Source organism: Streptomyces katrae (assembly GCF_002028425.1).
Classification (GTDB): domain Bacteria; phylum Actinomycetota; class Actinomycetes; order Streptomycetales; family Streptomycetaceae; genus Streptomyces; species Streptomyces katrae_A.
In genome coordinates this window covers 1,948,644-1,973,015 of sequence record NZ_CP020042.1, presented here as the reverse complement: position 1 = coordinate 1,973,015, position 24,372 = coordinate 1,948,644, and the positions used below count along the sequence as shown (strand labels likewise).

Genomic DNA, 24,372 nt, shown 5'->3' with positions numbered 1-24,372 from the left:
GAAACCGGCCACAATCGGGGCGCAGCGGAACGCACGGGCCCGCCGGAACGTCCTTCTGGGGGATGAACAAGACGATCAGGCGTGCGTCGGTCTTCTGTCTGCTTCTGGTGCTGGCCCTTTTGGTGCGGGTCACCTGGGTGCAGGCGTACCAAGGCCAGGCCCTCGCAGACAACAAGAACAACCGCCGCAACCTCATCGGGCAGTACGAGAACCCGCTGGGCAACATCATCGTGGGCGGAACGGCGATCACCGGATCGGAGAAGACGGGCGGCAAGGACTTCGGCTACAAGCGCACCTACACGGACGGCCCCCTGTACGCCCCGATCACCGGCTACAGCTCCCAGGCCTTCGGCACCAGCATGCTGGAGGGCGTCTACAAGAACGTGCTCAACGGCTCGGACAGCCGGCTGAAGACGGTGATGGACGTCCTCACCAACAAGCGCGCCGCCCCGGGCAACGTCCTGACCACCATCGACAAGGACGTCCAGAAGGCCGCCTACGACGCCCTCGACGGCAAGCAGGGCGCCGCCGTGGCCATGGACCCGTCGACCGGCGAGATCCTCGCCGTGGTCAACAACCCCTCCTACGACCCGGGCCGGATCTCGGGGGCCGGCGACCAGGCCGCCTGGGACGAGCTGTCCGCCGACAAGGGCAAGGCCATGGAGAACGTGGCGCTGCGCAAGCCCCAGGCCCCCGGCTCCACCTTCAAGCTGGTGACCCTGGCCGCGGCGATCGAGAACGGCGTGGTCTCCAGCATCGACCAGCCGACCGGCGTCCCCGGCAACTACACGATCCCCGGCACCCGGACGAAGCTGCCCAGCGAGGCGGGCGACGAGGCCTGCAACAACGCCTCCGCCCGCACCGCCCTCCGGCTGTCCTGCAACAACGTCTTCGCCGAGCTGGCCTCCAAGCTCGGCCAGGACAAGATGCGGGCCATGGCGGAGAAGCTCGGCTTCAACACGCAGATCGACACCCCGGTCCGCACCAACCCGCCGAGCAAGTACCCGACGAAGAAGCTGTCCGTCGACCAGGTCGCGCAGACGGGTATCGGCCAGTTCGACGTCCAGGCCACCCCGCTGCAGATGGCCATGGTGACCTCCGCCATCGAGAACGGCGGCAAGCTCGCCGCTCCGCACATGGTCTCGGAGGTGACGGACTCCGGCGGCACCGTGCTGGAGAGCTTCAAGGAGCCGAAGACCCAGCAGGTGATGAGCCCCAGGACCGCCTCGATGCTCCAGGACGCCATGCGCACCGTCGCCACCGAGGGCGGCGGCAAGCCCGCGCAGGTGGCGGGCGCCGAGGTCGGCGGCAAGACGGGCACCGCCCAGCGCGGCGTGAACAACAACATCCCGCCCCTCGCCTGGTTCACCTCCTACGGCAAGGCAGGCGGCAAGCAGATCGCCGTCGCCGTCATGATCGAGAACTCGGACACCGACCGCTCCGAGATCGGCGGCGGCAAGCTGGCCGCCCCGATCGCGCAGAAGATGATGGCGGCGTGGCTGAAGAAGTAGCCACCGCCTGAGGGAGCCGTCCGCGCCGGGAACCGACGGGGTTCCCGGCGCGTTCCTTTTCCCATGATCAGGACCGCACTCCTCGAAGATCTGGACGCCATCGCCGCCCTGCACACCCGGGCGCGCGCCACCTACTACCGGGGGCGCATACCCGAGCAGGCCTACGCGGGCGAGACCGAGCTGGCCCGCTGCCGCGAGGGCTGGTCCCGCGCGGTGAGACGGACGGAGGCGGAGGGCCGGGTGTTCTGCGCCGAGCGGGACGGGCAGATCACCGGGGTCGCCGCCTTCCTCACCGCCGACGGCCAGACCACCCTCACCCAGCTGCACGTGGACCCCGTCCACTGGCGCCGGGGCACCGGAGCCGCCCTGCACGCCGCCTGCGTCACCGCCTGGCGCCGGGCCGGCGTCGAACGGGTCCGCCTGGAGGTCTACGAACACAACCTCCGCGCCCAGGCCTTCTACGCCTCCCACGGCTGGCGCCCCGACCCCTCGGCCGCCCCCTCCGGGTCCCACCGCACCCTGTGGCTGGAGGTGGGGGAAGGCTCCGGGGAATGAGACGGGACGGCGAATGGTTGAAGCTCAAACCGTTTCGTCCGGCGGAACCCCGCCCGGACCGGCCCGAACCCCCCACCGGAATCCGGAGAGAAGAAGGATCATGCGCGTCGAGATCTGGAGCGACATCGCCTGCCCCTGGTGCTACATCGGCAAGGCCCGTTTCACGAAGGGCCTGGCCGAGTTCGCGCACCGCGACGAGGTGGAGGTCGTCTACCGTTCCTTCGAACTCGACCCCCACAGCGCCAAGGGCGTGACCGCCCCCGTCCTGGAGATGCTGGCCCGCAAGTACGGCCGCACCCTCGAGGAAGCCCGCGGCATGGAGGAGCACGTCGCCGCGAGCGCCCGCGCCGAGGGGCTGGAGTACCGGACCGACGGCCGTGACCACGGCAACACCTTCGACATCCACCGCCTCCTCCACCTGGCCGCTGCCCGCGGCCGCCAGGTGGAGCTCCTCGACCTCGCCTTCCGGGCGAACTTCGCCGAGGAGCGGTCGGTGTTCGACGCGGAGGTGCTGCTCGCCCTCGCGGTGGAGGCCGGGCTGGACGAGGCGGAGGCCCGCGCGGTCCTCGCCGACGACTCCGCCTACGCCGCCGAGGTCCGCGCGGACGAGCGCGAGGCGGCCGAACTGGGCGCCAACGCCGTCCCGTTCTTCGTCCTCGACCGCCGCTACGGCATCTCCGGCGGGCAGCCCGCCGAGGTGTTCACCAAGGCCCTGGAGCAGGCCTGGGCCGGCCGAGAGCTCCCCGAATCGGCCCCCGGCGCGGAGGCCTGCGAGCCGGACGGCTCCTGCGCCGTCCCCCAGGTCTGACCCGAGGCCTGACCCCGGACCCCGCCGGGCGCCCGCGTACTCACGTGCCGGGCGCCCCGTGGCGGAAAGCATAAGCATTGCTTGGGTATGGTGAGTAAAACCCGGCAATGGACTTTGGGGTGATCCTCGCGCACAGTGGACGGTATGGATCTTCCTCCGCTGTCCGGACTGTCCCTGGCGTGCGCCGCCGAGTTCGCGCACTCCACCACCTACCTCAACACCGCCGGCGCCGGGGTGCTCCCGCGGTCCGCCGTCGCCGCGGTACGGGAGCTGGCCGAAGCCGCCGGAGCCGGACTGCCCGCCGGGGCGGGGGACTTCGACCTCGTCGAGCGGGTGCGGGCCTCCTTCGCCCGGCTGGTGTCCGTCGACCCGCGCCGCGTCGCCATCGGATCGTCCGTCGCCACCCACGTCGGCCTGATCGCGGCGTCCCTGCCCGCCGGTGCCGAAGTCCTCGTGCCCGAGCGGGACTTCGCCTCCGTGATGAACCCCTTCGTGCTGCGCGGCGACCTCAAGGTCCGCTTCGCCCCGCTGGACACCCTCGCCGAAGCCGTCCGCCCGGACACCGCCCTGGTCGCGCTGTCCGCCGTACAGTCCGCCGACGGCCGGACGGCGGACCTCGCCGCCGTCCGCGCGGCGGCCTCCGCGCACGGGGCGCGGATGCTCGTGGACGCCACCCAGGCCGCCGGCTGGCTGCCCTTCGACGCCTCGCCGTACGAGTACACGGTCACCGGCGGCTACAAGTGGCTGCTCGGCGGCCGCGGCGCCTCGTACCTGACCGTCTCGCAGGAGGCCCAGGCCGGGCTGACGCCGCTGCACGCGGGCTGGGTGGCGGCGGAGTCCAAATGGGACGCGGTCTACGGCCCGATGCGGCAACTGGCGGGCGACGCCCGCCGTTTCGACGAGTCCGCGGCCTTCCTCCCGTACTACGCCGCCGAGCCGTCCCTCGCCCTGCTGGAGCGGATCGGCGTCGAGGCCGTCCACGCGCACGACACCGCCCTGGCCGCCCGCTACCGGGCCGGGCTCGCCCGCCTCGGGCACGAGCCCGTCCCCGGGGACGCCGCCATCGTCTCCGTCCCGGGCCTGGCCCACCGGCAGCCCGCCCTGGGCGCCGCCGGGATCCACACCTCCGCCCGCGAGGGAGCCCTGCGGGCCTCGTTCCACCTCTACAACACCGAGGCGGACGTGGACCGCCTGCTGGACGTACTGGCCGGCTGAGGGGGGCGGCCCGAGGGCCTGCCGCCGGGGCCCGCGGGCGGCCGCCCGGCCCGACCGCCGAGCAGCCCCGACGCCCGGCCCGCCCGGCGCGGCCCGCCCGGCGCGGCCCGGTCCACACGGCCCGACCGCCGGGCAGCCCCGACGCCCGGCCCGCCCGGCGCCGCCCGCCCGGCGCCGCCCGGCCTGCGCGGTCCGGTCCACTCGGCCCGGCCCGGTCTGGCAGCGCGGTTCGCCCGGAGCGGGTTCGCCCGGCTCGGTCGGCACGTCGGCCCGACCGCCCAGCGGTCCGCCCTGCGGAGGCTCCGCTACCAGGCCGCCGAGGCCGCTTGCACCGCTGCCTCCGGCGGCAGTGACAGGGCCGACGCCAGGGCGCGCAGGGATGCCGCGACCGCCTCCGGGGAGGCCGCCGGGCCGTAGTGGTTGACCCGGACCATCTCCTGCGCCAGCGCCCCGCCCCCCGCCGCCAGCGGAACCGACGGGTCCGCGGCCAGGGCCCCGGCCACCACGCGCGCGGCGTCCGGCACCCGCAGCGTCGTCGCCACCGGGGCCGCCTGCGCCGGGTCCCCGACCCACGGGGCCAGGCCGAGCGCGGCCGCGCCCGCCCGGGTGGCCCGGGCCGCCGCCGCGTGCCGGCCGAGGACGCCCGCCAGGCCCTCCTCCTCGATCCGGTCCAGGCACGCCTCCAGCGCCAGCATCTCCAGCTGCGCCGGGGCGTGCAGCAGCGTCTTGCGGCCCCCGTCTATCCAGCGCTCCTTCCAGTCCAGCAGGGAGAGGTACGAGCGCCGGGGCGCGGCCGGGTTGGCCGCGAACCGCTCCCACGCCCGCTCGCTCACCGACACCGCCGAGACCCCCGCCGGGCCGCCCATCGCCTTCTGCCCGCCGATCACGCACAGGTCGACGCCCCAGGCGTCCGGCAGCAACGGCTCGGCGCCCACCGAGGCCACCGCGTCCAGCATGAACAGCGCCCCGTGCGCCCGTACGGCCTCGCCGATCTCCGCGACCGGGTTGGTGTTCCCGGTGGCCGCCTCGGCGTGCACCAGCGAGACGAAGTCGATCTCCGGGTGCTCCTCCAGGGCGCGGGCCACCTGCTCCCCGCTCACCGCCGTGTCGAAGGGCACCGCCAGGTCCACCACCTTCGCCCCCGCGTCGCGCAGCCAGTTGCCGAACGTGGTCCCGTACGGGCCGGTGACGACGTTCAGCGCCGTCGAACCCGGCCGCGCCCCCGAGCGGATGCAGCCCTCCAGCGGCAGCAGCGCCTCGCCCTGGGTGATCACCACGTCCTGCCGGGTGTCCAGCAGCCGTGCGACGCCCCGCTCGATGGCGGCGAAACGCCCGGCGGTCAGCGGCGGAAGGTCCAGCAGGGGGTGGGTCACGGCGGTGCTCTCTTCGTCCGGGGTCACCGGCCGAGCCTACCCAGGGCGCACGTACAGTGCGGACATGAGTGATCACAGCGGTGTGCTCCATGTGAAGGGACGCGTGCTCGCCGGGCCCCACGAGGTCCACGACGAGCTCTGGGTCGTCGGGGGACGGGTCACCTACGAGCGGCCGGCCGCCGCCCGCGAGGTCACCACCGTCACCGGCTGGGTCCTGCCCGGCCTGGTCGACGCCCACTGCCACGTCGGCCTCGACGCCCACGGCCCGGTCGACGCCGCCACCGCCGAGGCGCAGGCCCTCACCGACCGGGACGCCGGCACCCTCCTCATCCGCGACGCGGGCTCACCCTCCGACACCCGCTGGATCGACGACCGCGAGGACCTTCCGAAGGTCATCCGGGCGGGCCGGCACATCGCCCGCACCCGCCGCTACATCCGCAACTACGCGCACGAGATCGAGCCGCCGCAACTGGTCGAATACGTCGCCCGCGAGGCCCGGCGCGGCGACGGCTGGGTCAAGCTCGTCGGCGACTGGATCGACCGCGAGGCGGGGGACCTGACGGCCTGCTGGCCGCGCGCCGAGGTGGAGGCGGCCATCGCCGAGGCACACCGGCTGGGCGCCCGGGTCACCGCGCACTGCTTCGCGGAGGACTCGCTGCGCGACCTCGTGGAGGCGGGCATCGACTGCATCGAGCACGCCACCGGGCTGACCGAGGACACCATCCCGCTTTTCGCGGAGCGCGGCGTCGCCATCGTCCCCACCCTCGTCAACATCGCGACCTTCCCCAAGCTGGCGGCGGGCGGCGAGGCCAAGTTCCCCCGCTGGTCGGCGCACATGCGCAGGCTCCACGAGCGGCGCTACGACACCGTCCGCGCGGCCTGGGACGCGGGCATCGGGGTGTACGTCGGCACGGACGCGGGCGGTTCCCTGCCGCACGGCCTGGTCGCCGCCGAGGTGCAGGAGCTGGTGAAGGCGGGCATCCCGCCGCTCGACGCCCTCTCGGCGACGGCCTGGGCGGCCCGCGAATGACTCGGCAGGCCAGGCCTGACCGAGGGGGCCCCGGCCGACCTGGTGGTCTACGGTTCCGACCCGCGCGAGGACGTACGGGTGCTGGCGCGGCCGGAGCGCGTGGTCGTGAACGGTAGGGTCCGCGCCTGATCCGCAACGGCGCTTCGGCAGCAAGGAGTTGACGCCTCGTAACGCGGCGGCCCCATCGGTCGTTATCGCTGTCCGAAAACCAGCGTTCCGCCGGCGAGGGCGGGACGCGAGGGAACTCGTGTGCCGTATGAGGCGCCACTAATCGAATACATGCATGGAAACCACCCGTTGGAGTGAACTCACGTCAGGTGGCCGCCTGTTCACTCACAGTGCGTAAAGATTTCGAGCGTCGAAGCCGTCGGCGCGCGCGATGTCCCCCATTGGTGCCCGCGACGGCACCCATCTCCCCGGGGGTTCCACCACCTTGAACAGCAACACCTTCCGCCTGCCCGCGGCCGTCCTGCTCGCCACGGGAGCGGTGGCCCTGCTCGCCGCACCGCCCGCCCTCGCCACGGACGGCAGCGGCGGCAGCGGCGGCGGCCAGGGCACCTCCGGTGCCGTCGTCCTGCGGACCGGACTGGACGTGGGCCTCCTCAACAAGGCCGTGGACGTCCCGCTGAAGGCCACCCTCAACGAGGTCAGCGCCCCGGCCTCGGCCGAGAAGACGGCCCTCACCGTGACCCTCGACGGGGCCGAGCAGGGCCGGCCGGTGAACGTGCTCACGGCGGACGTCGCCACCGCCAAGGCGACCGCCGACCGCAGCGGCTCCCGCGCCGAGGCGAACCTCGCCCACGCCCGCGTCCACGTCCCGGGCCTGCCCGCGCTCTCCCTCGTCGAGGTCGAGAAGGTCACCTCCAAGGCCGACTGCGCGGCGGGCGGGAAGCCGGTCGCCACCTCCGACGTCCTGGGCACCGTCACCGCCCTCGGCAAGAAGGTCACCCTGACCGCAGGCGGTCCCACCAAGGTCGAGGTCCCGGGCGTCGGCTCGGTCTCCCTGGAGCTCTCCGGCACGCAGACCACCTCCACCACCGCCGCGGCGGCCGCGCTCCGCCTCAAGGTGTCGGTGAACCCGCTGAACCTCAACGTGGCCCAGGTCGACGGGGAGGTGGTCCTGGCGGAGGCGCACTGCGAGTCCCCGAAGACGGCCGCGACACCCGCCGCGAAGCCGGACGCGAAGCCGGACGCCAAGCAGGACGCCAAGCCCCAGACCGTCCTGGCGAGCTCCACGCAGAGCGGCAACCTCGCCGAGACCGGGGCCGGTTCGGTCACCCCGTGGGTCGCGGGCGGCGCGCTGCTCCTGCTCGGCGTCGGCGCGGGCGCGCTCGTGCTGACCCGGCGCGGCCGCAGCTCCTGACCCCGGACGCGGCCCGGTCAGCGGGTCGCGTGCGTCAGGCCCTGGCCGGCCGCGCCCCGCGAGGTCACGGCCGCGGTGACCTCCTTGTCCACCCGGGCGTACTCGGCCCGCTTGGCGGCCGACGCCCCGCCTTCGCCTCCGTCCCCTGCCGCGCAGGAGGCGCAGACGACGCGGAACGGCGGCCCCATGTCGGAGTACTGCGTGAGGTATTCGGCCTTCACCACCTCCCAGCGGCCCGGGTGCGCGGCCGCCGGGGCGAAGGTGAAGCGGGGGATGGACGACATGTTGCCGCGCGCCTTCTCGGCCTCGTAGAAGCTGGCGATCTGGTCGCCCATGCCGTAGACGACCCAGGTGCCGTTGACCTTCTCGTACGGCTGCGGGACGTGGTTGTGCGTGCCGATGATCAGATCGATGTCGGGGAGCCCGTCGGCCCCGCGCGAGGCGGTCAGCGCCTGCGCCAGGTCCTTCTGCTGCTGGTCGGGGGCGGTCTGCCACTCGGTGCCCCAGTGGACGCTGAGGACGACGACGTGCGCGCCGGCCGCCCGGGCCGCGCGGGCGTCGGCGATGATCCGGGCCTGGTCGATCAGGTTGACGGCCCAGGGCTTGCCGGCCGGCAGCGGTATGCCGTTGGTGCCGTAGGTGTAGTCCAACTGGGCGACCTTCGCCCCGCCGGCCGAGAGCAGCGCCGGGGCCGTGGCCTCCTCGGCGCGGCGGGCGGAACCGACGTGCTTGAGGCCGACCCGGTCGAGGTGGTCGAGGGTGCGGGAGAGCCCGTCGAACCCGTCGTCGAGGCTGTGGTTGGAGGCGGTGGAGCAACTGTCGTACCCGGCGTCCTTGAGGGCGTCGGCCAGTTGGTGCGGGGCCTTGAAGGCGGGGTAGCCGGTGTAGGGGCCGCCGGGCTTTCCGTACGGTATCTCGTGGTGGCATATCGCCAGGTCGGCGGCGGAGACGATAGGTTTGACGCCGGCGAGTATCTTGCGGAAGTCGTAGTCGCCGGGCGTGCCGCCCGCGTCGTCCGCGGCCCGCTGGATGATCGACGGGTACGGGATGATGTCGCCCGTCGCGACGAGGGTGAACGGGGCGGCGCCGGGGACGGCCTTGCCGCCGGGGGGCTTGGCCTGGAGCCGCTGCTCGGTGGTGGCGGCCCCCTTGTCCAGCAGCCGGGGTACCGCGTACACCCCGCCGCCGATCACCCCCACGGCCACCAGCGCCGTGGTTATCCGCGTTGCCGCCCTCATGTACCGTCCCCCGTCGATGGTTTGCTGCCGCCGCCATGCTAGGCGTGGCCTTGGCCGGCCGCCTGCGGTGCCCCTGCGATGCCCCTGCGGGGTGCTGCTGCCCCTCCCCGCCCTTCGCCCGTTCCCAGGGGCTCCGCCCCTGACCCCGTTCCGTGCGCTCCGCGCCCGGTGCGCTCAATCGCCGCGCGGGCTGGATACGCCGCTCCGCGGCAGATCCAGCCCGCGCGGGCGGTCAGCCGCGGGCGGTCAGCCGCGGGCGGTCAGCCGCGGGCGGTCAGCCGCGGGCGGTCAGCCGCGGGCGGTCAGCCGCGGGCGGTCAGCCGCGGGCGGTCGGCGGTCAGCCGCGGGCGGCCGCCGGGCCGTGCCAAGATCCCGTCCCCCCTGGCGGTTGAGGCGCGGGGTCCGGGGCCGGCCCCGGGGAACGGAGGAAGGGCGGGGCGGGGAGACGGCTCCGCGCAGCGGGACCGTCCGGTCCCGCCCCGCGGGGGCGCGTCACGGGGCGGTCAGGGCGAGGGCGTGGTCCAGGGCCTGGAGGAGGCGGCCCGTTGTCGCTCGGTCGCGGACGGCCAGGCGGAGCCACGAGGCGTCCAGGCCCGGGAAGGTGTCCCCCCGCCGCACCGCGAAGCCCAGCGCCCGCAGACGCGTGCGGACCTCCGCCGCGCCGTGGACGCGGATCAGCACGAACGGTCCCTCCGCCTCCCCCGAGACCGTGACCTCCTCGAACTCCGCCAGCCCCGCCAGCAGGTGCGCCCGGTCCACCGCGATCCGCCGGGCCGCAGCCTCCGCCTCCTCCAGCGCCTCCGGCGCCACACAGGCCTCTGCCGCCACCAGCGCCGGCGTGGACACCGGCCACAGCGGCTGCGCCGCCGCCAGCTTGGCGATCACCTCCGGCTCGGCCAGCACGTAGCCGATCCGCAGCCCCGCCAGCCCCCACGTCTTCGTCAGGCTCCGCAGCACCACCAGGCCCGGCACGTCCGTCCGCCCGGCCAGCGCCTCCCGTTCGCCCGGGACGGCGTCCATGAAGGCCTCGTCCACCACCAGGGTCCGCCCCGGCCGGGCCAGCGCGGCCAGTGTCGCCGCCGGGTGCAGGACCGACGTCGGGTTGGTGGGGTTGCCCACCACCACCAGGTCCGCCTCCTCCGGCACCGCCGCCGGGTCCAGCCGGAACCCGTCCTCGGGCCGCAGCAGCACCCGCTCGACCCGGTGCCCGGCGTCCCGCAGGGCCGCCTCCGGCTCGGTGAACTGCGGGTGCACCACCACCGGCCGCTCGGCGTCCAGCGCCCGCGCGATCAGCACGAACGCCTCCGCCGCCCCCGCGGTCAGCAGGACCCGCTCGACCGGCAGCCCGTGCCGCCGCGCCACCGCCGCCCGGGCCGCCCGGCCGTCCGGGTAGGCCGCGAGGTCCCCGAGGGAGGCGGCGATGCGCTGCTTGAGCCACTCCGGCGGCGTGTCCGACCGTACGTTCACCGCGAGGTCCACGAGCGCCCCGCCCGCGTCGGCCACCTCCGCGTCCCCGTGGTGGCGCAGGTCGTGCTCCTCGGCGCTGGCCACCGCGCAGGTCGCCGCCACCGAACGCCGCTTGGGCACCAGCAGCTCCCCGCCGCCCGCCAGCGCCGCCGCCTCCGCCACCGAGGCGGTCCCGGCCGCCTCGCGCACGGCCGGCGAAGGGTGCGGGACCCGGACCCGCGCGAGCTCCTCGGCGGGATAGCCCACCAACGGCACGCCGAAACGTTCCGCCGCACCCGCGATCCCGGGCTCCAGGGTCTTCGAGTCCACCGTGGCCAGCGCCGTCACCGCCCCGGCGGACAGCCCGGCCCCGCGCAGGGTCTCCTCGACCAGCGCGCAGACCTCCGCGACGGAAACCCCCGCGCGTCCGCCCACCCCGACCACCAGCCGCGTCACGTACTCGCCCACCGGGGTCCTCCCTCCGTACTGGTGTCCGTCGTCTGTCGTCTGTCGTCATCACGGTGGTGCCCGTCCCCCGCGCGGCGGAAGTGCGGGCGGCGCCGCCAGTCGGTATCCAGGGGCACATGGCGGTGATCGTGGCTCTGGGCGCGTTCCTGATGACGCTGGCGGGCGGCTGGACGGCGCAACGCGTCACCGACCGGCGCCACCTGGTCCTCGGCCTGGCCGGCGGGCTGATGCTCGGCGTCGTGGGCCTGGACCTGCTCCCGGAGGCCCTGCGCGCCGCCGGCGAGGAGATCTTCGGGGTTCCGCTCGCCCTGCTGCTCTTCGTCGCGGGGTTCCTCGTCGCCCATCTGGTGGAACGCCTGCTCGCCGTGCGGCAGGCCGCCCACGGCGGGAGCAACGGCACAGGTCACGGGCACGACCACGGGGCCCGCGCCCCGCAGGTCGGGCTCACCGCCGCCGCGGCCATGGTCGGCCACAGCCTCGCCGACGGGGTGGCCCTCGGCGTCGCCTTCCAGGTGGGCGGCGGCATGGGCGTGGCCGTCGCGCTGGCCGTCATCACCCACGACTTCGCCGACGGGTTCAACACGTACACCCTCACCACGCTGTACGGGAACGCCCGCCGCAAGGCGCTGATGATGCTCTTCGCGGACGCCGCGGCACCCGTCGTGGGCGCCGCGTCCACCGCGCTGTTCACCCTTCCGGAGGAACCCCTCGGGGCGTACCTCGGTTTCTTCGGCGGAGCCCTGCTGTACCTGGCGGCCGCCGAGATCCTGCCCGAAGCGCACCACGAACACCCCGCCCTGTCCACGCTGCTGTGCACGGTGGGCGGGGTGGCCGGGATCTGGCTGGTGGTCGGCCTCGCGGACTGAGCGGCCGGTCCCGTTCCAGATCACGGACGGGCCGGCGGGGCCGCCGCCGCGGCCGCCGCGAACCGGGACGCCACGGACGGCTGCGCCGCCCAGTGCGTGTGCAGGTAGCTGGCGTGCACGCCGCCCCGGACGAAGCCCTCGACGCGGCGCTCGGGATGCGTGAACCCCCAGGCCGGGGCCGCCCCGGCACCCGGCTCGACCACCGTCCGGTGGAACTCGTGGCCCCGCAGCCGGGTACCGGCCGCCGCGAGCGGGCTGTCCGACACCGCCACCGCCTCCCGGTAGCCGAGCGTCAGCCGTTCCGACATCCGGGCGTCGGCGTCGAGCACCCCGCACATGGGCTTCCCGTCCAGGGACCGCGCCAGGTACAGCAGACCGGCACACTCCGCCGCGACCGGCCCGCCGGCCGCGGCGAAGGCGGCGACGGCCGCGCGCAGCGGCTCGTTCGCCGACAGCTCCGGGGCGTACACCTCGGGGAACCCGCCGCCGATCACGAGCCCGCTCGTGCCCTCGGGAAGCGCCTCGTCGCGGAGCGGGTCGAAGGTGACCACCTCCGCACCGGCGGCGCGCAGCAGCTCGGCGTGCTCGGCGTACGAGAACGTGAACGCGGGGCCTCCCGCGACGGCGATCACCGGACGGCCGTTCCCCCCGGCCGCGGCCGCCCCGGCCGCGGCCGCCCCGGACACGGCCGCGCCGGCCGCGGCCGCCCCGGGCGACCACGCCTCGCAGGCCAGCGGCGGAGCCGTGCGCGCCAGCGCCATCAGGGCGTCCAGGTCGCAGCCCGCGCGGACCTGCTCCGCCAGCGCGGCCACCGCCTCCAGCGCGTCGGCCCGCCGTTCCGCCACCGGGACCAGGCCCAGGTGCCGGGACGGGGTCGCCACCTGCGGCGCGCGCCGCAGTACGCCGAGGACCGGCGTCCCGGCCTCCTCCAGGGCCTCCCGGAGCATGGCCTCGTGCCGGTCCGAGCCCACCTTGTTCAGGATCACCCCGCCGAGGCGCACCTGGGGGTCGAACGAGGCGAAGCCGTGCACCAGCGCCGCCACGGACCGGGACTGGGAGGAGGCGTCGACCACCAGCACCACCGGCGCCCGCAGCAGCTTCGCCACCTGCGCCGTCGACGCCAGCTCGCCCCGCCCCGCGGCCCCGTCGTAGAGCCCCATCACGCCTTCGACCACCGCAAGGTCGCACCCGGCGGCCCCGTGCGCGAACAACGGGGCCACCAGCTCCGGACCGCACATGAACGCGTCGAGGTTGCGCCCCGGCCGGCCGGTGGCCAGTGCGTGGTAGCCGGGGTCGATGTAGTCGGGCCCGGCCTTGTGCGGGGACACGGCCAGGCCGCGCTCCGCGAAGGCCGCCATCAGGCCCGTCGCCACGGTGGTCTTGCCGCTGCCGGAGGACGGCGCGGCGACGACCAGCCGCGGCACGCTGGACGAGGTCACCACTCGATGCCCTTCTGGCCCTTCTGGCCGGCGTCCATGGGGTGCTTGACCTTGGTCATCTCGGTGACCAGGTCCGCGAACTCCAGCAGCTTTTCGGGGGCGTTGCGGCCGGTGATGACCACGTGCTGGGTGCCCGGCCGGTTCCGGAGCACCTCGATCACCTCGTCCACGTCGATCCAGCCCCAGTGCATCGGGTACGCGAACTCGTCCAGTACGTACAGCTTGTGCGTCTCGGCGGCCAGGTCGCGCTTGACCTGCTCCCAGCCCTCCTTCGCCGCCTGCTCGTTGTCGAGCTGCGCGTCGCGCTGGACCCAGGACCAGCCCTCGCCCATCTTGTGCCAGACGACGGAGCCGCCCTCACCGGAGGCGCCCAGCACCTTCAGCGCGTTCTCCTCGCCGACCTTCCACTTCGCCGACTTGACGAACTGGAACACCCCGATCGGCCAGCCCTGGTTCCAGGCGCGCAGGGCCAGCCCGAACGCCGCCGTCGACTTGCCCTTGCCCGGGCCGGTGTGGACGAAGACGAGCGGACGGTTGCGGCGCTGACGCGTCGTGAGCCCGTCGTCGGGAACGACGGTCGGCTGTCCCTGCGGCATTAGGCGGCCCTCCTGGAGACGCTGTTGAGTGACGCAGTGCGGGTCACTGCGGTACGTACGTTCTTGACGAGTCCGGTCAGCGAGTCCGCCCGCAGCCCGTCGAGGGTCACGGCGGGCGCGCCCAGATCGGCGGCCAGCGCCCCCGCGAGCCCCAGCCGGACCGGCCCGGACTCGCAGTCCACGACCACCGAGGTGACGCCCTCGGCGGCCAGCAGCCGGGCGCTGCGCCCCGACAGCTCGCGCGGGTCGCCGCCGACGGCCCCGGCCGAGGTGGCCCGTCCGTCGGTGACGACCACCAGCAGCGGACGCCGGGAGGGGTCCCGCAGCCGCTCGATGCGCAGCACCTCGCGGGCCTTGAGCAGGCCCGGGCCGAGCGGGGTGCGGCCGCCGGTCGGCAGCTTCTCCAGCCGGGCCGCGGCCGCGTCCACCGAGGAGGTGGGCGGCAGCGCCAGTTCGGCACCGGCCCCGCGGAAGGTGATCAGACCGACCTTGTCCCGCCGCTGGTAGGCGTCCAGCAGCAGCGACAGCACCGCGCCCTTGACCGCGCCCATGCGCTGCCGGGCGGCCATCGAGCCGGAGGCGTCGACGCAGAACAGCACGAGGTTGCCCTCGCGGCCCTCCCGGGTCGCCTGCCGCAGGTCGTCCTTGCGCACGACGAGGCCGGGGCCGGAGCGGCCGCGGGCCTTCTGGTGCGGGGCGGCGGCGTGCACGGTGGCCGCCAGGTGCAGCTTCGTCAGCTGGCCCCGGGGGCGCTGGGCGCCGGTGGTGCGGCCGTGCGCGGTACGGGCCCGCGAGCGCCGGCCGGCCGCGCCCTCACCCAGGCCGGGAACGCTGAGCATCTTGGTGCGGAACGGCTCGGCGGCCGCCACGGCGGCCTGCTCGGCCCCGCCCGCCCCGCCCTGGGGGCGGAGGGCTGGGCTTCGGGGGCCTCCTGCGGGGTGTCGGGAGCGTGCCCGGTCTCCGGGCCACCGCCCTGCGGGGGCACCCCGCCGCCGTCCCCTCCGCCATTGCCGCCGTCCCCGCCGCCGTTGTCGTCCGGGCCCTCCGGCTCCGGGTCGGGGTCGGGCTCCGGCTCCTCGTCGGGGAACCCGTCCAGGATCTCGTCGAGCTTGTCCTCGTCCAGTCCGGGTGCGTCGAACGGGTTGCGGCGACGGCGGTGCGGCAGCGCCAGCAGCGCCGCCTGCCGGACGTCCTCCTTCAGGACGGAGGTCCGCCCGGCCCAGGCCGCCAGGGCGGTCGCCGTACGGGCCATCACGATGTCGGCGCGCATGCCGTCCACCTCGAAGCCGGCGCAGGTGGCGGCGATCTGCAGCAGCGCGGTGTCCCCGAGGGTCACCTGCGGGAGCAGCGCCCGCGCGGCCACCACCCGGGCCCGCACCTCGCTCTCGTCCCCGGCCCAGCGGGCCGCGAAGCCCGCGGGGTCGTCCTCGTACGCGAGCCGGCGGCGCACCACCTCGACGCGCTGCGCGGGCTCCCGGGAGGCCGCGACCTCGACGGTCAGCCCGAACCGGTCGAGGAGCTGCGGGCGCAGCTCGCCCTCCTCGGGGTTCATGGTGCCGACGAGGAGGAAGCGGGCGGCGTGGCGCACGGAGACGCCCTCGCGCTCCACGTACGAGGCGCCCATCGCGGCCGCGTCGAGGAGGAGGTCGATCAGGTGGTCGTGGAGGAGGTTGACCTCGTCCACGTAGAGGATCCCGCGGTGCGCGTCGGCCAGCAGGCCCGGCTCGAAGGCCTTCACGCCCTCGGCGAGGGCGCGTTCGATGTCGAGGGCGCCGACGAGACGGTCCTCGGAGGCCCCGACGGGCAGTTCGACCATCCGCGCGGGCCGGTCGGCGCCGGGGCCGCTCTCGTGCGGGCCGTCCGGGCAGGCCGGGTCCGGCGCGGCGGGCGCGCAGGAGAACCGGCAGCCGGGGACGACGTCCACGTGGGGGAGCAGGGCGGACAGCGCACGGACGGCGGTGGACTTGGCGGTGCCCTTCTCACCACGCACGAGCACACCGCCGACCGCCGGGCTCACGGCGTTGAGCAGGAGCGCCAGCCGCAGGTCGGCTTGGCCGACGACTGCGGTGAACGGGTAGGGGGTGCTCATGGGGTGCTCACTCCTCCTGTGCGGGTGTGCTTGCGCGGGCTGTCGGGGTGGTGGTGCGGTGGCCGGGGGCGGGGGTGCCGCTGCGCGGAGCTTCTCCCCGCCCCGCCCTTTCTCCGTTTCCCGGGGGCTCCGCCCCCGGACCCCCGCGCCTCGAACTCCCCCGGACTCCGTCCGGGGGTACCCCCAGGCGGGGATGGATGGATCCAGCCCGCGCGGCGCTCGAGCGCACCGGGCGCGCAGCGCACGGAACGGGGTCAGGGGCGGAGCCCCTGGGAACGGGGGAAGTGGGGGTCCCCCCGGACGGAGTCCGGGGGAGGGTAGGGGAGCAGCCCCGCAGGGCCCGGGCCGCCGTCACGGGGCGCCCGGGGGGAGGAACGGGAGCCCGGACGGGGCGCCGGACTCGATCAACGCCAGCAGCGCAGCGGTGTCGGCGTGTTCCTCGATCAGGTCGCCGAGGAGGTCCAGCTGCTCCTCCCGCAGGGCGGCGAACGACGTGTCCGGCGCCGGCACGAAGCGGCGCCCGGCAGCCGCCGCCACCTCCCGCAGGAACGCCCGGCGGAAGCCGTCCGACTCCAGCGAGCCGTGCCAGTGCGTGCCCCACACCGATCCCACCCGGCAGCCGTCCAGGAACGGCTCGCCGCCCAGGACCTCGGCCACGCCGTGGTGGATCTCGTAGCCCGAGACCTCCTCGCCCAGCGCCGTACCGGCCGGCCGGGCCAGGGTCTTCTCGACGGCGAAGCGCACGCGCACCGGCAGCAGCCCCAGCCCGGACACCGAGCCGGCCTTCGACTCGACCTCGTCCTCGATGTGCTCGCCGAGCGCCTGGAACCCGCCGCAGATGCCCAGGACCGGGCGCCCCTCCGCGGCGCGCCGGGCCAGCGCGTCGGCCAGCCCCCGCTCCCGCAGCCACTCCAGCGCCTTCACCGTGCCGCGCGTGCCCGGTACGACGACCAGGTCCGCGTCGGCCAGTTCCTCGGCCCGGTCCACGAACCGCACGACCACGCCCGGTTCCGCCGCGAGCGCGTCCACGTCGGTGAAGTTCGACATCAGCGGCACCGCGCACACCGCGACCCGCAGCACGTCCTCCCCGACCGGCGGGGCGACGACCGACTCGCGGACCGCGCCGCGCAGGGAGACCCGCAGCCCGTCCTCCTCGTCGATGCCCAGCCCGTGCCGGAACGGCAGCACGCCGTACGTCGCCCGCCCGGTGAGGGACCGCAGCATCTCCATGCCCGGCTCCAGCAGGGACACGTCACCGCGGAACTTGTTGACCACGTAGCCGGCGATCAGCGACTGGTCCTCGGGCGACAGCAGTGCCGTCGTCCCGAAGAAGGAGGCGAAGACCCCGCCCCGGTCGATGTCGCCGACGACCACCACCGGGAAGCGCGCGGCCCGCGCGATACCCATGTTCACGATGTCCGTCCGGCGCAGGTTGATCTCGGCCGGACTGCCCGCCCCTTCGCAGATCACGGCGTCATACGTGCCCCGCAGCTGTTCCAGGCAGTCCGTGACGATCCCGAGCAGCTGTTCCTGCCGCCCGCCGTGGTAGCCGCGGGCGCTCATCTCGCCCACCGGCTTGCCCAGCAGCACCACCTGGCTGCTGCGGTCGCTGCCCGGCTTGAGCAGGACCGGGTTCATCAGGGCGGTCGGCTCCACCCGGGCGGCCTGCGCCTGCATGGCCTGCGCGCGGCCGATCTCGGCGCCCTCGCGGGTCACGAAGGAGTTCAGCGACATGTTCTGCGCCTTGAACGGGGCCACCTTCACGCCCTGGCGGGCCAGCCAGCGGCAGATGCCCGCCGTGACGACGCTCTTGCCCGCGTCGGAGGTCGTCCCCGCGACCAGCAGTCCGCCGCCGCGCCGTGTGCCGCTCATGCCCGTCCCCTTGTCGTCTTCGCGGTCGTCATCGCGGTGGTCCTCGCGGTCTTCGTCGTGGCCTTCGCCGCGGCGGCCACGGCGCAGCGGACCGCCACGCAGGTGCCCAGCGCCAGCCAGGTCACCCGCCGCGACAGCCGTACCGCCCGCTCGATGTCCGCGACCTCCACCGGCCGCCCCCGCTCCCCGTTGAGCACGGCCCGGTGCTCCACCCGTCCCGCGTAGGAGAGGGTCCCGCCCAGCCGGACGCCGAGCGCCCCGGCGAAGGAGGCCTCGACCGGGCCGGCGTTGGGGCTGGGGTGGGCTGCGGCGTCCGCGCGCCAGGCCCGTACGGCTCCCCGCCGGTCGGGGCCGGCGGCCACGGCGGCGAGGGCCGTCAGCCGGGCCCCGGGCCAGCCGGCGAGGTCGTCCAGCCGGGCGGAGGCCCAGCCGTAGCGCAGGTAGCGGGGCGACTTGTGCCCCACCATCGCGTCCAGGGTGTTCACGGCGCGGAACGCCAGCAGCCCGGGCACCCCGGCGACGGCCCCCCACACCAGGGCCCCGACCACGGCGTCGGAGGTGTTCTCGGCGACGGACTCCACGACGGCCCGGGCCATCTGCGGGCCGTCCAGGGCCTGCGGGTCGCGCCCGCACAGGTGGGGGAGGCGTTCGCGGGCCACCTCGGTGTCCCCGGCGGCGAGCGCCCCGCCGATGGCGTGGGCCTCGCGGCCGAGGGTGGTGCCCCCGACGACGGCCCAGGTGGCCGCGGCGGTCAGGGCGATCCGGGCGGCCGCGGGCCGGGAGCGCACGGCGCGCGCGCCCAGCGCTCCGACGGCGGTGGCCGCGCCGGCGCATACGAGGGTGTGCAGGACGCCCCGGGCGCGGTCGTCGCGCCACAGGGCGCGCTCCACGGCGGCGGCGGCTCGTCCGAAGGCGGCCACGGGGTGCCCCCGGCGCGGATCCCCGAGGATCCGGTCGCCGATCAGGCCCGCCGTGACGCCGTACGCGAAGACGCGGTCGGCACGCATGGTGGCAGGTATGTCCTCACTCAGGGTCCGCGCCCTGGTTCGACGTGTCCGGTGGCGAGAGTTTCTGGCTCCCGGGGCGCACGCGCCGCGTGCGTTCCCCAGTGACAGTGGCGGGACCGCGCCGGATTCGCACCGGACTTCCTCTCCATGCCGCCGTATTGGCCCGGGCAGTCCACCACGGTCCGCGAACGCCCGTCAACTTGCCGTTGACCTGCGGTGGGACGGGGGACGACCGGCGGGCGGCCGGGGACCCCCGTGGCCATGGGTACGCGAAAACTCCCCCCGGGGATTCCCGGGGGGAGTCTTCGTACGCGGTGCCGTCCGCCGGGACGGGGCGGGTCTCAGCTGACGATCAGATAGATCCCGTAGGCCACGGCCGCCGCGCAGAGCGCGAAGCAGGCGTAGGCGCCGCTGCGGGCCAGGGCGGCGGTGCCGCCCTGCTCGGTGGCGGCCTCGTGCTTGGAGAGGCCCACCAGGCCCAGGCTGAACAGGGCCACGAGGGCGACGGTCGCGGAGAGGCTGACCCCGAAGACGGAGCCGAGTGCTGCCCAGTCGATCTTCATACTGCCGATTCCTCTGTCGTTCTCGGGGTCAGACCGCGGCGGCCGGGGCCGTCGGGGTCGCCGGGTTCGCCGTGGCGGCCGGGATGGTGGCCTTGAGGTCCTCGTCGGTCACCGCGGCGGTGGTGCCGGCGGCCGGGGGCACGGCCACGGCGGCGATGGCGGTGGTGACCACGCCGGGCTGCTCGGCCTCGCCGTCGGCGGCGCCGTTGACGTTGGTGTGGTCGACGACCTGGCGGCGCGAGATCAGCCAGATGGCCACGCAGGCGGCGACGAGGAAGAGGGCGACGGCGGCGACGCCGATGTCACCCGTGCGCATGACCAGCTCGGCGCCCGCGGAGACGAGGGCGGCGGCCGGCAGGGTCAGGCCCCACGCGACGAACATGCGGGTGGCGGTGGACCAGCGGACCACACCGCCCTTGCGGCCCAGGCCCGCGCCCATCACCGCGCCGGAGCAGGCGTGGGTGGTGGAGAGGGAGAAGCCGAGGTTGGAGGAGGCCAGGATGACGCTCGCGGCCGAGGTCTGGGCGGCGAAGCCCTGCTGCGGGTGCAGGTCGGTCAGGCCGCTGCCCATGGTGCGGATGATGCGCCAGCCGCCCAGGTAGGTGCCCATCGCGATCGCCGTGCCGGCGGAGACGATGACCCAGACCGGGGGGTTCGAGCCGGGGGCGAGGGCGCCGCCGGCGACCAGGGCCAGGGTGATGATGCCCATCGTCTTCTGCGCGTCGTTGGTGCCGTGCGCGAGGGAGACGAGACCGGCGGAGGCGATCTGACCCGCCTTGTAGCCCTTGGCGGAGGTCTTCTCGCCGACCTTGCCGTTGAGCTTGTACGTGACCTTCGCCGCGAGCATCGCGGCCACACCGGCGACGATCGGGGCGGCGACCGCCGGGATGAGCACCTTGGTGACGACGACGCTGCCGTTGACCGCGCCGAGGCCGGCGGAGGCGACCGCGGCACCGATCAGGCCGCCCATGAGGGCGTGCGAGGAGCTGGAGGGCAGGCCGACCAGCCAGGTGACCAGGTTCCAGAGGATCGCGCCGACGAGCGCGGCGAAGATCACTTCGGGCTGGATGCCCTCTTCGTTGACGAGACCCTTGGAGATCGTCTTGGCGACCTCCACGGACATGAACGCGCCGACGAGGTTGAGCACGGCGGACATGGCCACCGCCGTCTTGGGCTTGAGGGCGCCGGTCGAGATGGTGGTGGCCATCGCGTTGGCCGTGTCGTGGAAACCGTTCGTGAAGTCGAACACGAGAGCGGTGATGATCACGATCCCGAGGAGAAGCGTTATGTGCTCCATTTACCCAGGCTTCTGTTTGGCGTCAGTGGCTCGCCGACCGTAGGCAACCTGGGTGAACGGAAGATGAACTGACTTGGGCGGGGTGGTGTCCCTACCGGGCCTCCCATCAGGCCCTTCGTCCCGATTCTTTCGTAGTTATCGCCATTCATGCACGTCAGGGACGGGTAAACGGAACCTTCCGGCGGGGCTCCGGGGCGCGTTCGAGTGCCCCTCTGCGGCGATGAAAGAGAGGTAGATCACTCCGCTCGGGGGAGTCCCCCTCCGGTGGCCGCGGTGCCCCCGGGCCTCGACACTGGAGCGGTGCGTACCGCCACTGCGACGGCCGCTGCCGTCACCACCACCCTGATCGGCGCCGGAGCGGCCGCGGCCCTGGCCGGCCGGTACGCCGCCGGCGCCGCCCTCAGGTCCGAACCGGGCCGCCCGCTGCCCGGCAGCCCCCGGCTGAGCGTCCACTCCGCCGACGGTGACCGGGTGGTCCTCACCCGCTCGCTGGCCTCCCTGCGCCCCGGCGTCCACGGCCTGGCCGCACCCGGGATCCACGCGGCCGTCGGCCCGGTCCTCGACGGGATCCCGCACGATCCGGCCACCGTCGTGCGCCGCCTCCTGCGCGTCAGCCACGGCGCCCTCGAAGCCGGCACCCGCGTCACCCTCACCCCGCAGGTGTACTCGGGCAACCCGCGCACCGCCCTGGGCCTGGAACACGCCGATGTGGACGTCCCCGGGGAACTCGGCGCGCTCCCCGCCTGGTTTCTGCCCGGCGCCCGGCAGACCTGGGTGATCACCGTCCACGGACTCGGCGCCGGCCGCGAGCACCCGATGGTGGTCATGCCCTTCCTGCACCGCCTGCGCCTCCCGGTGCTCTCCCTCGGCTACCGGGGCGACCTCGGCGCCCCCGCCTCCCCGGACGGCCTCGGCCACCTCGGCGAGTCCGAGTGGCGGGACCTGGACGCCGCCATCCGCTACGCCCTGCGCTACGGGGCCCGGCGCATCGTCCTGCACGGCTGGTCCACCGGGGCCGCCATGGCCGTGCGGGCCGCCGAGAACTCGGCCCTGGCCGGCCGGATCGCCGGGCTGGTGCTCGACTCGCCCGTCCTCGACTGGCACGCCACCCTGCGGGGCCTCGCCGCCGCCCGCCACACCCCGGCCCCGCTGCTCCCGCTCGCCGTCCGGGCCGCCGAGGGCCGCGCCGGGCTGCGGGCCGGACACCGGGCGCCGTTCGCGGACCCCGGCGCCGTCCGCGTGCCCGTGCTGATCTTCCACGGGCCCGACGACACCCTCGCCCCCTGGGAGCCCTCCCGCCGGCTCGCCGCCGCCCGGCCCGACCTCGTCACCCTGCACACCGTCCCGGGCGCCGCGCACGGGGCGATGTGGAACGCCGACCCGGCCCGCTACGAGGAGGCGCTGCGCCGTTTCCTCACCCCGCTCATGTGAGCGCGCACGGGGTTGATGGGGCTCCATGGAAGAGGAGTTCCGGGTGGTTTCTTGTGGCGCTGGAGTGAAGGCGGTGTGGCGGACGGGACGGGGTGGGTGGTCTGTCCCGGTTCCTCCACCCCATGACCTGTGGAAATGACCGGTTCCGTTTGGGCTTTCGGCCAGTGACGGGCGAGACTGCTTCCGTGACGTCCCGAAAGCCTGATGAGCAGTTGGCTCGCGACTCCAGACTCCGACTCGTCTCCCCGCGCTCCGTCGCCACGGCGCGCAAGGCGGTGACCGACCGGCGAACCCGGCCGGCCACCCGGCCCCCGGCGGGAACCCCCGCCACGGCAGACCTGGCGAACCGCGCCCGCGCCTCCCTGGCCGACGCGGTACGGCTGGCGCGCTGGGCCGAACTGAACCTGGGCGCCGGCGACGGCGGCCGCCCCGCCCCCGCGGGGGCCCTGCCCGCCGCCGACGTCGAACGGGCCGCCGCCGAGCTGAACCTGACGCACGGCCAGATCCGGGTCGGCTGGGACCGCGCCCGCCTCTCCGGCCTCGTCGAGGTGCACGGCGGCCAGGCCCGCCCCGGCTGGCGGCTGCGGGCCTGGGACCGGGACGACACCGCCGTGCTGCGCGGCTGGGTCGCGCTCTTCGACGCCTGGTCCCTGGTCCACCCGGCGCCCGCCGACATCACCCCCTCGGCCGTCGCCGAGGTGGTCGAGGCCATGCCCCAGCTGCTCTCCCTGCTCCAGCTGTCCGCCGGTCCGGTGACCGTCCCGGACCTGCTGGACCTCCTCGGACAGCGCGTCACCGAACTGCGCGACGAGCGGTGCGAGGTCCCCTACGACGCGGAACCCGCCCCCGTCCCGGCCCCGGCCTCCGCCGCGGCTCCGGCTCCGGCCTCCGCCGCGGAACCGCGCCCCCTGCCGATCGCCCGCCTGCTGCGCTGGGCGCTGGGCGGACTCGCCGCCGTGGACGCCGTCACCCTCGGCCCCGCGCAGGCCACCCTGACCCCCCTCGGCAGCTGGGCCGTCTGGGTCAAGCTGGAGCAGATCTGCGTCGCCGCCCAGAGCCCGGCCGGGAACATCGAGCAGTCGGCCGCCGCGATGCTGCACGGCTGCGCCCGGCTCACCCCCGGTCCCGCCCGCGCCGAGTACCGGGCCTGGCTCGCCGCCCGGCCCGTCGGCCACGCCGTCAGCGAGCTGCTGCACGCCGCCCGGGGCGAGGACGCCCTGCTGCGGGGCCTGGCCTTCGAGGCCCTGCGCGTGGTCGGCGCCCCCGCCGAGCCCGAGGTGCGCGCGGCGGTACGGGAGCCCGCCCTGCGGCCGTACGCCCTGCTCTGGCTCGCCGAGCACGACGGGGTGGACCCGGACGAAGCCCAGGACGTCCTCACGCCCGAGGAGTCGACCTGGCTCTGGGTGGACACGGCGGCCGCCATCGCCGACCACGGCGAGGCCGCCCTGCTCGCCCGGCACCTGGACTCCGCGGTCCGCACCACCGTGCCGCGGCTGCTCGACGAGGTCCGGGCCGTGGGGCACCCGCGCACCGTGCAGGTCCTGGTCGCGCTGGCCGCCGCCCATCCCGACCCGGCCCTGGCCAAGGCGGTCCGGCGCGCCGCCTTCCAGGTCCACACCGGCGGCGCGTAGGCCCCGGCCTGGCTTTTACCGGACCCCCCGCCGTGGGTGGATCTGCCGGTGGTGGCCTGCGGGCCGTGCGTGGCCGGTCGCGCAGTTCCCCGCGCCCCTGAGAGGGCCGGCCCCGGCGGGTGGGTGCGGGTGGTGGGTGGCCGGTCGCGCGGTTCCCCGTGCGGTCAGAGTTGGGGAGCGTACGTGCCGAAGCTCCAGATGTTGCCCTCGGCGTCGCGGGCCATGTAGTCCCGCGAGCCGTAGTCCTGGTCGGTGGGCTCCATCAGGATCTCCACGCCGTGCTCGGCCGCCCGCCGGTGATGGGCGTCCACGTCGTCGACGACGATGTAGACCCCCGACGGCCCGGCCGTCTCCATGACCTTGTCGAAGACCCCGCCGCGCCCCTTGCTCCCCAGCATCACCGCACCGTTGCCATAGGCCAGTTCCGCGTGCATCACCGAGCCGTCGTCGCCCTCGTAGACCGCGACCTGCGTGAACCCGAAGGCATCGGTGAGCTGCTGGATCGCTGCCTTCGCGTCGCGGTAGAGCAGCGCGGGGTAGATGGACGGAACGCCTGCCATGACGATCACTCCCT

Annotated in this window: 18 protein-coding genes, 2 pseudogenes and 1 riboswitch; of the genes and pseudogenes, 9 read left to right on the top strand and 11 right to left on the bottom strand. The window is 74.9% G+C overall.

Annotated elements, in window-relative coordinates:
- Positions 1 to 62: 62 nt before the first annotated feature.
- The 4 genes from B4U46_RS08965 to B4U46_RS08950 all read left to right on the top strand — a co-directional run bounded on the left by B4U46_RS08965 (position 63) and on the right by B4U46_RS08950 (position 4,089).
- A complete protein-coding gene (locus B4U46_RS08965) occupies positions 63 to 1,511 on the top strand; it encodes a peptidoglycan D,D-transpeptidase FtsI family protein (protein ID WP_079425637.1) in 1,449 nt (482 codons plus the stop codon).
- A 63-nt stretch (positions 1,512 to 1,574) separates the two neighbouring features.
- Positions 1,575 to 2,066 carry a GNAT family N-acetyltransferase gene (locus B4U46_RS08960; RefSeq protein WP_079425634.1) on the top strand — a complete coding sequence of 164 codons (492 nt, stop codon included), beginning with the start codon at positions 1,575 to 1,577 and terminating at the stop codon, positions 2,064 to 2,066.
- Positions 2,067 to 2,166: 100 nt separating this feature from the next.
- The gene (locus B4U46_RS08955; protein ID WP_079425632.1) at positions 2,167 to 2,874 is read left to right on the top strand and encodes a DsbA family oxidoreductase; all 708 of its coding nucleotides are present in this window, start codon (positions 2,167 to 2,169) and stop codon (positions 2,872 to 2,874) included.
- A 144-nt stretch (positions 2,875 to 3,018) separates the two neighbouring features.
- A complete protein-coding gene (locus tag B4U46_RS08950) occupies positions 3,019 to 4,089 on the top strand; it encodes an aminotransferase class V-fold PLP-dependent enzyme (protein ID WP_079425630.1) in 1,071 nt (356 codons plus the stop codon).
- A gap of 305 nt (positions 4,090 to 4,394) precedes the next feature.
- Here B4U46_RS08950 and B4U46_RS08945 read toward each other — a convergent pair whose 3' ends face one another.
- The gene (locus tag B4U46_RS08945; protein ID WP_079431645.1) at positions 4,395 to 5,462 is read right to left on the bottom strand and encodes a pyridoxal-phosphate-dependent aminotransferase family protein; all 1,068 of its coding nucleotides are present in this window, start codon (positions 5,460 to 5,462) and stop codon (positions 4,395 to 4,397) included.
- 64 nt (positions 5,463 to 5,526) lie between these two features.
- Here B4U46_RS08945 and B4U46_RS08940 point away from each other — a divergent pair.
- Together B4U46_RS08940 and B4U46_RS08935 are read left to right on the top strand one after the other, a co-directional pair.
- Positions 5,527 to 6,621, top strand: a pseudogene (locus B4U46_RS08940) (amidohydrolase family protein).
- A 304-nt stretch (positions 6,622 to 6,925) separates the two neighbouring features.
- Positions 6,926 to 7,855, top strand: a complete 930-nt coding sequence (locus B4U46_RS08935) for an SCO1860 family LAETG-anchored protein (RefSeq protein ID WP_237292746.1) — start codon at positions 6,926 to 6,928, stop codon at positions 7,853 to 7,855.
- A gap of 17 nt (positions 7,856 to 7,872) precedes the next feature.
- Here the strand turns inward: B4U46_RS08935 and B4U46_RS08930 are convergent, their stop codons facing one another.
- Positions 7,873 to 9,093 carry a CapA family protein gene (locus tag B4U46_RS08930; RefSeq protein ID WP_079425624.1) on the bottom strand — a complete coding sequence of 407 codons (1,221 nt, stop codon included), beginning with the start codon at positions 9,091 to 9,093 and terminating at the stop codon, positions 7,873 to 7,875.
- Between the two features lie 492 nt (positions 9,094 to 9,585).
- Positions 9,586 to 10,995 (bottom strand): Rv2231c family pyridoxal phosphate-dependent protein CobC, encoded by a 1,410-nt coding sequence (gene cobC / locus B4U46_RS08925; protein WP_079431644.1) that lies wholly within the window; start codon positions 10,993 to 10,995, stop codon positions 9,586 to 9,588.
- Between the two features lie 128 nt (positions 10,996 to 11,123).
- Here cobC and B4U46_RS08920 point away from each other — a divergent pair, with 128 nt between their 5' ends.
- Positions 11,124 to 11,873: a ZIP family metal transporter gene (locus tag B4U46_RS08920; protein WP_079425622.1), complete on the top strand. Its 750-nt coding sequence runs from the start codon at positions 11,124 to 11,126 to the stop codon at positions 11,871 to 11,873.
- Positions 11,874 to 11,893: 20 nt separating this feature from the next.
- Here B4U46_RS08920 and B4U46_RS08915 read toward each other — a convergent pair whose 3' ends face one another.
- From B4U46_RS08915 to B4U46_RS08885, 7 genes and pseudogenes are all read right to left on the bottom strand, one after another.
- Complete coding sequence (locus B4U46_RS08915; protein WP_079425620.1) at positions 11,894 to 13,315, bottom strand: cobyrinate a,c-diamide synthase; 1,422 nt, start codon at positions 13,313 to 13,315, stop codon at positions 11,894 to 11,896.
- The gene (gene cobO / locus B4U46_RS08910; protein WP_079425618.1) at positions 13,309 to 13,908 is read right to left on the bottom strand and encodes a cob(I)yrinic acid a,c-diamide adenosyltransferase; all 600 of its coding nucleotides are present in this window, start codon (positions 13,906 to 13,908) and stop codon (positions 13,309 to 13,311) included. The genes B4U46_RS08915 and cobO overlap by 7 nt, the downstream gene beginning before the upstream one ends.
- Positions 13,908 to 15,997: pseudogene (locus B4U46_RS08905) on the bottom strand (putative cobaltochelatase). The gene cobO and the pseudogene B4U46_RS08905 overlap by 1 nt, the downstream one beginning before the upstream one ends.
- A gap of 351 nt (positions 15,998 to 16,348) precedes the next feature.
- Positions 16,349 to 17,869 carry a cobyric acid synthase gene (locus B4U46_RS08900; RefSeq protein WP_079425615.1) on the bottom strand — a complete coding sequence of 507 codons (1,521 nt, stop codon included), beginning with the start codon at positions 17,867 to 17,869 and terminating at the stop codon, positions 16,349 to 16,351.
- Positions 17,866 to 18,876: a cobalamin biosynthesis protein gene (locus B4U46_RS08895; protein ID WP_079425614.1), complete on the bottom strand. Its 1,011-nt coding sequence runs from the start codon at positions 18,874 to 18,876 to the stop codon at positions 17,866 to 17,868. Before B4U46_RS08895 ends, B4U46_RS08900 begins: the two co-directional genes overlap by 4 nt.
- A 58-nt stretch (positions 18,877 to 18,934) precedes the next feature.
- Positions 18,935 to 19,021: riboswitch (cobalamin riboswitch) on the bottom strand.
- A 196-nt stretch (positions 19,022 to 19,217) separates the two neighbouring features.
- Complete coding sequence (locus tag B4U46_RS08890; RefSeq protein WP_079425611.1) at positions 19,218 to 19,439, bottom strand: hypothetical protein; 222 nt, start codon at positions 19,437 to 19,439, stop codon at positions 19,218 to 19,220.
- Between the two features lie 28 nt (positions 19,440 to 19,467).
- Positions 19,468 to 20,736 carry an inorganic phosphate transporter gene (locus tag B4U46_RS08885; protein WP_079425609.1) on the bottom strand — a complete coding sequence of 423 codons (1,269 nt, stop codon included), beginning with the start codon at positions 20,734 to 20,736 and terminating at the stop codon, positions 19,468 to 19,470.
- 300 nt (positions 20,737 to 21,036) lie between these two features.
- Here B4U46_RS08885 and B4U46_RS08880 point away from each other — a divergent pair, with 300 nt between their 5' ends.
- Positions 21,037 to 22,167 carry an alpha/beta hydrolase gene (locus B4U46_RS08880; RefSeq protein WP_079431643.1) on the top strand — a complete coding sequence of 377 codons (1,131 nt, stop codon included), beginning with the start codon at positions 21,037 to 21,039 and terminating at the stop codon, positions 22,165 to 22,167.
- Positions 22,168 to 22,352: 185 nt separating this feature from the next.
- A complete protein-coding gene (locus tag B4U46_RS08875) occupies positions 22,353 to 23,798 on the top strand; it encodes a hypothetical protein (protein ID WP_398898352.1) in 1,446 nt (481 codons plus the stop codon).
- 164 nt (positions 23,799 to 23,962) lie between these two features.
- Here the strand turns inward: B4U46_RS08875 and B4U46_RS08870 are convergent, their stop codons facing one another.
- Positions 23,963 to 24,358, bottom strand: a complete 396-nt coding sequence (locus B4U46_RS08870) for a VOC family protein (protein WP_079425607.1) — start codon at positions 24,356 to 24,358, stop codon at positions 23,963 to 23,965.
- Positions 24,359 to 24,372 lie beyond the last annotated feature (14 nt).